Origin of the sequence: Calidithermus chliarophilus DSM 9957, from assembly GCF_000430045.1 — a bacterium.
Classification (GTDB): Bacteria; Deinococcota; Deinococci; order Deinococcales; family Thermaceae; genus Calidithermus; species Calidithermus chliarophilus.
This window is the reverse complement of sequence record NZ_KE387023.1, coordinates 482698-489501: the sequence shown is the minus strand read 5'-3', so window position 1 is coordinate 489501 and position 6804 is coordinate 482698. Positions and strand designations below refer to the sequence as shown.

Annotated in this window: 8 protein-coding genes; 3 read left to right on the top strand and 5 right to left on the bottom strand. The window is 72.4% G+C overall.

The features are described 5' to 3' along the window. On the bottom strand, positions 1 to 1377 hold a 1377-nt coding region (locus MEICH_RS29125), incomplete at its 3' end, for an ATP-binding protein (RefSeq protein ID WP_036218698.1). A 155-nt stretch (positions 1378 to 1532) separates the two neighbouring features. On the opposite strand from MEICH_RS29125, the gene MEICH_RS26780 reads away from it, so the two are divergent. The 3 genes from MEICH_RS26780 to MEICH_RS23230 are packed head-to-tail and all read left to right on the top strand — an operon-like array spanning position 1533 to position 2612. Continuing rightward, a complete protein-coding gene (locus MEICH_RS26780; RefSeq protein WP_169730626.1) occupies positions 1533 to 2027 on the top strand; it encodes a cupin domain-containing protein in 495 nt (164 codons plus the stop codon). 18 nt (positions 2028 to 2045) lie between these two features. Continuing rightward, positions 2046 to 2186, top strand: a complete 141-nt coding sequence (locus MEICH_RS28350) for a hypothetical protein (RefSeq protein WP_157202575.1) — start codon at positions 2046 to 2048, stop codon at positions 2184 to 2186. A 30-nt stretch (positions 2187 to 2216) separates the two neighbouring features. Beyond that, a complete protein-coding gene (locus tag MEICH_RS23230) occupies positions 2217 to 2612 on the top strand; it encodes a nuclear transport factor 2 family protein (protein ID WP_051303849.1) in 396 nt (131 codons plus the stop codon). A 169-nt stretch (positions 2613 to 2781) separates the two neighbouring features. Here the strand turns inward: MEICH_RS23230 and MEICH_RS23225 are convergent, their stop codons facing one another. The 4 genes from MEICH_RS23225 to MEICH_RS23215 form a co-directional block, all read right to left on the bottom strand. Continuing rightward, entirely contained in the window at positions 2782 to 3537 is a 756-nt protein-coding gene (locus tag MEICH_RS23225; RefSeq protein ID WP_036218195.1) for an SDR family oxidoreductase, read from the bottom strand. A 278-nt stretch (positions 3538 to 3815) separates the two neighbouring features. Next, complete coding sequence (locus MEICH_RS23220) at positions 3816 to 4223, bottom strand: c-type cytochrome (RefSeq protein ID WP_051303848.1); 408 nt, start codon at positions 4221 to 4223, stop codon at positions 3816 to 3818. A 27-nt stretch (positions 4224 to 4250) separates the two neighbouring features. Then, on the bottom strand, positions 4251 to 5066 hold the full coding sequence (locus MEICH_RS0102375; RefSeq protein WP_027891286.1) for a DUF5602 domain-containing protein: 816 nt from the start codon (positions 5064 to 5066) through the stop codon (positions 4251 to 4253). A gap of 95 nt (positions 5067 to 5161) precedes the next feature. Then, positions 5162 to 6804, bottom strand: a 1643-nt coding sequence (locus tag MEICH_RS23215) for a tetratricopeptide repeat protein (RefSeq protein WP_036218193.1), incomplete at its 5' end; no start/stop codon positions are given.

Sequence of the window (6804 nt, the reverse complement as noted above, 5' to 3'; positions counted from 1 at the left end):
GGGGAGGCCGAGGCCGTGGAGCAGCTCGCCGACGGCGGCGGGGGGCAGGGGGTCGAGCTCGACCCGCACCGCCATGCCGCTGGCGACCATGTAGGCCACCTGTTCCTCGAAGAAGGGGGAGAGCTCGCCGCGCCGGAAGCAGCCCACGAAGCCCTGTATGTTGCCGGGCGTGCGCAGGGGCAGGAGCTGCGAGAAGATGTAGACCCCCACCTGCACCGTGGCGTCGTCCATGAACTGGAAGTCATCGACCAGCATGGCCTCGCCGTGGGCGCCGATCTGGCGCATGACCTCGAGGCTGGCCTCGGCGAAGCGGGTCTGCAGGCTCGAGCCCTGCAGCGCGCTGTCCCCCAGCTCGGGGAGCCAGGGGGCCAGGGCCTGGCGCACCCACTCCGGGAGGGAGTAGTCGGGGTAGCGGTGGAGGTGCCCGCGCATGAAGCGTACGTGGGTCGAGTAGGGCACGTGCACGTCGCCGGGGCGGGCCAGCTCGTGGACGAAGGGGCCCTTGCTGGCGAGGAAGTCGGAGGCCAGGCGCGTCTTGCCCACCCCGGCCTCGCCGCTGAGGAAGATCAGCTTGCCCTGCTCCCAGGCCTCCTCCATCAGCGCCCACTCGCGCTCGCGCCCCGCCAGCACCGGCGGGCGCAGCACGGCGGCCGGGAGCACCGCCGGCCGCGGCCTGGGGGCGGCACCCGGCAGCTCGGCGCCGCGCTCGACCAGCCGCACGAGCTCGAGCGTCTCGGGCAGCGGCTCGGCGCCCAGCTCGTCGTGCAGCACGCGCTTGCACTGCTCGAAGGCGGCCAAGGCGGCCCCGCGGTCGCCGACGAGGTAGTGCAGGCGGATCACCTGGCGGTGGGCCTCCTCGGAAAGGGGCTCGATGCGGGCCCACACCTGGGCATAGGCCAGCGCCTGCTTGGGGTTGCCCGATTGCTCGAGCCGCGCCGCCTCGCTGCGGGCGGCGTGGGCGCGCAACTGCCGCAGCTCCTCGCGGGCGCCCTCGAGCCACTCCTCGAAGTCGGGGCAGTCGTCGTAGCTCAGCTCGCCCAGCAACTCGGCCTCCTGGGCCAGCAGCTCGAGCGAGGGGGTCTCGAGGTAGGACAGCCGCTTGACGTCCACCTCGGCCTCGGGCGCGAGCTCCAGGCGGTCCTCGCCCAGCACCAGGTCGCCGGCGGCCAGCCGCAGGCGGCGCAGCAACTGGCGCATGTTGTTGCGCGCGGCGGTCTCGCCGGAGTCGGGCCACAGCCAGCCCGCCAGCCGGTACTTGTGCACCGGCCCCTCCAGGGCCAGGTAGGCCAGCACGGCGGCGGTCTTGCGCTCGAGGGGGAGGCTTCCCTGGGAGGTGTGGAGGCGGGCGGGGCCGAGGAGGCTGAGCCGGTGGGTCACGTTTTTTTCCCTCGTGCTGCCATTGTACGGGCCCGCGGGGGCGGCGAAAAGCGTTCGCGCGGCTGGGGCGCTGCGCTGTCACAGGCCAGTCACAGGCCCTGCCCTAAGCTGCCCTGCGTGACCGGGAAAGTTCCGGAGCAGCAATGGAGAAGCCTATGAACCCTACCGAAGCATTGCCCCCCGTCGGGACCACCCTGCGCGTGCTGGGCACCACCATTACCTTCCTGGCGACCGGGCGCGAAACCCGGGGCCACTATTCGATGTTCGAACTGGTCGTCCCCGTGGGCGAGGGCATGGTGCCCCACCGCCACCCGGCCGAGCCCGAGCAGCTCTACGTGCTCGAGGGCCGCCTCGCGGTGCGCCTGGAGGACGAGATGGTCGGGCTCGAGCCCGGCCAGACCCTCCTGATCCCGGCCGGGGCCGTCCACGCCCTGCAGAGCACGGGGTCGGGGCCCGCCCGGGTGCTCGCCACCGTCGCGCCCGGGCTGGCGCACGCCCGGTTCTACGCCGAGCTGGGCACCGCCGCCGACGTGCACGACGTCTTCCTGGCTGAGATGGGCCTGCGGGAGAACCGGCCCAAGGCCCCCCTCGACCTGGGCAGGCTGGTCGAGGTCGCCCGCGCCCACGGCATCGAGATCCTGCCGCTGTGAAACGGTGAGGAGGCTAACGTGCGAAGCTTCGTCGTGTTGCTCAACCGCCTGCTCGGCCGCCTGGGGGCGGGGCGCGAGACCCACCGCAGCGCCCTCGAGCCCCACGCCTGGCTGCGAAACACGCCCGGCGGACGCGCGCTGGAGGAGCTGGGCCGCTGAGCCGCTCCCCGGCGCCCCAGAGGTGAAACTGTGTCCGCGACATCCCCCCAAGAAACCCTGGCCCGTGAGGTCTTCACGGCGCTCGAGGCCCGCGACCTCGCCAACCTGCAGATCCTGCTCGCCCCCGGCGCCGTGCTGCACGTGCCGGGGCGCAACCCCCACTCCGGGGAGTACCACGGGTGCAACGGCTTCCTGCAGTTCTGGGGGGAACTCTCGCGCCGCACGGCCGGCCGGCTGGAGGTCCGCATCCACGACGTGCTGGCCGGCCACAAGCACGCCGCCGTGCTGGCCACCAACGTCGTCGAGCGCGAGGGCGAGCGCCTGGAGAGCCGCGTGGTGTACCTGCTGCGCCTCGAGACCGGCCGCGTAGCCGAGTGCTGGGTGCACAACTACGACCAGCACCGGGTGGATGCGTTCTGGCAGTAGGAGTAAGCCGGTAGCGGTCAGCGGTTAGCCATCAGCCGTCAGCGAAAGGCGCGTGGCGTGTGGTGCTCGAGGTCGAGGGTCGAGGGTCGAGGGCCAGGGCGTCTTGCGTCTTGCGTTTTGCGTCTTGCGTACGACGTACGACGTACGACGTACGACCCGCGCCCGGCTATCAGCTATCGGCTCGTCGCCCCAGCCACTCGCTCCACGAGCGCCCGGCGCGCTCGGCCTCGGGGCCGCCGACCGGGCGCCAGGCCCGGGCGACCCAGCCCGGCAGCGGGATCACCACGGCCCGCTTGCGCTGCCCGGTCGCGGCGAGCCACTCCTGCCCCAGGCTCGCCAGGGTGCGCGGCTCAGGGCCTACCAGGTCGGGGAGGCGGCCGGCGGGGTGGCCCAGCGCGGCCTCGACCAGCCGCGCGGCGACGGCCTCGGTGTCGACGGGCTGGAGGGTGAAGACCGGGAGCCACTGCACCCCGCCCCTGCCCAGCGAGCGCAGCAGGAAGGCCACGAAGTCGTGGAACTGCGCGGCCCGCAGCAGGGTGTAGGGGATGCCGCCGGCCTCGACCAAGCGCTCCTGCTCGAGCTTGGCGCGGTAGTAGGGGTTCCAGCGCATGCCGTCGATGCCCACGATGCTGATGAGGACCAGGTGCCTCACCCCGGCGGCGCGGGCGGCGGCGATGAGGTTGCGGGTGGCTGCGGGGTCCTCCTTGGGCCGGGCGGGGTTCGAGGCGCAGTGGATGACCACCTCGACCCCGTCCAGGACCGCGGGGAGGGTGGAGGGCTCGAGCAGGTCGCCCTGCACGGTCTCGACCCCGGCCAGGGGGCGGGCCTTGCGGCTGAGCACCCGGGCCGGGACGGCGCGCCGCAGCAGCTCCTGCACCACCCGCCGCCCCAAAACCCCGGTCCCGCCTGTGACTAGCACTCTCATACTTCCTCCTTTATCGCCGCCCACCCTACACCCACGGCTGTGACGGCTCTGTGACCTGCGGGTGGCTCAGGATCGGGCATCCCGAAGCCGCCGACGATGGCGACGTTGGCCTCGGCGCTGGCCCGGCGGGTGTTCGTGGGAAACGTGACCTGGACATGGTCTGCTCACGTTTCTGGCGTCGTGGTTACGGCCCCGGTCGCCCCAAAGCTCCGACCCCCCGCCAAGCCCGCGGAGCCGCAGGGCCGGTGGAGGGTCGGGGCACAGCAGGGGCTACAGAGCTAGGGCTTGAGGATCTGGATCTGCTTGAGCGTCTTGGTTTGCAGGGCCTGCTTCCCTGCCGGGTAGCCGTTGGCCTGGAGGATGAAGGCCAGCAGGTCGAGCACCTCGGCCTCCTCGAGGGTGCCGGCCCGCCCCTGCGGCATGCGGGCGGCGACGTAGCGGGCGAGCTCCTCGGCGGTGCGCCCGCCCCAGCGGGCCAGGAAGCGGGGGCCGGCCAGGGGGGGCCCGTAGCGGCCCTCGAGCCGGGGGCCGTGGCAGGCGGCGCACTGCCGGAGGCTGAGGGCGCGGCCGCGCTCGGCCTGGGCGGGGCTGTACCAGGCGGGGAACGCCCCGAGGTGCGCGTGCCCGCCGTGGGCGAGGGCCAGCAGGCTCAGGAGGAAGGTCCACGTAAGGGCGGCGGGTTTCACGGGTTCACCTCGGGGCGTCCGGCGGACTTACTCGCCCGCCTGGAAGTTGCTGTAGGCCAGGTGGTAGGCGTTGGCCTTGGCGTCGTAGGTGAGCTTGAAGCGGGTGGGGTAGAGGGTCTTGCGGCCTGTCTTGGCCGGGCGGCTGACCTCGAGGTCGAGGTTCTGCTTCTTCAGCAGGAACTCGCGGGTGATCATGGGCTCGGTGAAGGTGTACTGCCCCTTGTAGAAGCCCGAGATCAGCACGTGGTCAAAGAGGCCGGGCTTGAGCTGGCCGGGGGCGCTGAACTCCGACATCGGCACGCCGTGGAAGCCCATCAGCGGCACGCAGAACTCGGCGGCGTTGGCGCCGGGGGGCACCGCGGGGGCGTAGCCCTTGGGGGTGAGCTCGAGCGCGGGCGGGGTCAGGTCCTTGCAGTCGATCTTGGCCACCTCGGCGGCGCTGACGCCGAAGAAGTGGAAGTCGAAGTGGGGGGCCAGGTAGCGCTCCGGGGGGTGGCCGAAGCCCTCCCACCACACCTGCACGTGGTCGAGGAAGGTGGTCTTCTTGACGGCCGCGGGGAACTCGAGGATCGCCTCGGGGCCGAAGCCGGCGCCGCCCTCGGCCTGGGGCTTGTCGTTAGGCCCGGGCAGCGGCGCCTTCTCCACCACGCTCATCGGCACGGTGATCCCGGCCTCGAGCACCTGTCCCTTGGCGTCGAGCTTGGCCCAGCTCGAGACCTGGCCGCCGAAGAGGGTCTTGGTCTGCCCCATCACGGTCTGGCCCTGGCTGTTCTGGGCCAGCACCGCCAGGGCCCCCAGGCCCATCGCGGCTACGGTAATGCCTGTCCAAATGGCTTTGCTCATGCTCTCTCCTTGCAGTCCCTGCGCTTCAGGGCTGCGAGAGGCACGATAGCGGGGTGTGTGTGACTGGGTTGTGACAGGGCGGGCGACGGGGTGCCTCAGGCGAGCTGCCCGGCGGCCTCGAGCAGGGCCCGGTTGAAGGGGTTGCGCCGCAGGAAGCTCGAGCGCTGCTCGGGCGGCACGTTCTGCTCGGCTACCGCGAGCAGCCGGGCGACGGCGGCCTCGAGGTAGGCCGGGGCCGCGGGGTCGCCGCCGGCGCACAGCGCCCGGTAGTGGGTGAGCCAGACCTCCCCCTGGTAGGTGTCGGGGTCGTAGCGCTCGGCGAGTTCCACCGCGCTGCGGGTGTGGGCCAGGGCCTCGGCCACTTGCTCGAGGCGGAGCGCGGCCTGGGCGCAGAGGGTGTGGGCCACGATGGACAGGCCCATGAAGCCGTGCTGATGGGCGAATTCCAGGCTGTGCCGGCAGGTCTGGAGTCCTTCGGCGGCGGGGAGCAGGCGGGCCTGCTCGAGCCGCATCTGGTGCCCGCTCAGGTTCGACTCCTGCGTCAGCGCGGCCGCTCTCTCCAGGGCTTGCCGGGGGTTCTGGCCGCTGTAGCGCCACAGGCGAGCCTGGATCATCCAGGTCAGCGTGGCCTCGCCGCCGGGCTCCACCAGGCCTTCCAGGGCCAGGTCGAGGTAGTGCTGGGCGCGCTCGTACTCCCCGAGATCGACGAAGGTGCGGGCGAAGTTGCGGTAGAGGTCCCTGAGCTTCCAGTGCTGGTAGCCCTCGACCATGCCCCGGGCCTGCTCGAGCGCCTCCAGGGAACGGCGGTAGTCCATCAGGCTGCGGCTGTAGTTGGCCAGCGAGGTCAGCACCACCAGGTACGACCCGGTGGCCCCTTCCATCTCGCCGAGCATGGCTAGGGCCCGCTCGAGCGTAGCTATGGCCTCGCGCGAACGCCCCAGTTGCCCCAGGCAGATGGCGAGGTTGTTGAGCACCCGCACCTGGGTGGCGCGGTCCTTCTGCAGCCCGAAAGCCTCCTCGAAGCGCCGCGCGGCCTCGCCGTGCCGGTTGAGCTGCTGCAGCACCAGCCCGAGGTTGCTCAGGATGGCCGGCAGCAGGACCGGGTCGAGGGACTCCAGCGCGAGCTCACGGGCCCGCTCGAGCGCCTCCTGCGCCTGCTGGAAGCGGCCCTGCCGCCGCCACACCACCCCCAGCAGGTTGAGCGGCTCGACCTCCAGCGCCCCGTCGCCCGAGCGCCGGGCGCTCTCCAGGGCTTTCTGCGCGGCTTCCCCACCCTCGCGGATCTCCCCGCGGTGCAGGTACAGGGTGGCGCGGTAGAGCCAGGCCTTGGTCAGGGCTCTGGGGGTCTGGGCCAGGCGGAGCAATTGCTCGGCCAGCCGCTCCGCGCGGGTATGGGTGTCGAAGCCGAGGATGAATTCCCCCACCTCCAGCAGCACCTCGGCCGCCTCGGCGCCGCGGCCCTGGGCCTCGAGCAGCTCCGCCGCCCGCTCGTAGAAGCCGGCCGCGTCGAGCAGCCGGTGGGCGGCCTTGGCGCTGCGGGCGGCCTCGAGCAGGAAGGGGATGGCGCTGGCCTCGTCGCCCGCCTCGAGCCAGTGCTGCGCGACGAGGGCAGGGTCGGCGCCGGTGCTCGCCAGCCACCGCGCCGTGTTGCCGTGGAGCACCTGGCGGACGGCTGGGGGCGTGCCGGCGAGGACGGCCTCGTGGACGAGGTCGTGGGTGAAGGCGGGGCCGCGGAGGA

Coding starts and splice junctions, on each gene's coding strand:
- MEICH_RS26780 (WP_169730626.1), top strand. CDS start 1,533: ATGAACCCTACCGAAGCATTGCCCCCCGTCGGGACCACCCTGCGCGTG.
- MEICH_RS23225 (WP_036218195.1), bottom strand. CDS start 3,537: ATGAGAGTGCTAGTCACAGGCGGGACCGGGGTTTTGGGGCGGCGGGTG.
- MEICH_RS0102375 (WP_027891286.1), bottom strand. CDS start 5,066: ATGAGCAAAGCCATTTGGACAGGCATTACCGTAGCCGCGATGGGCCTG.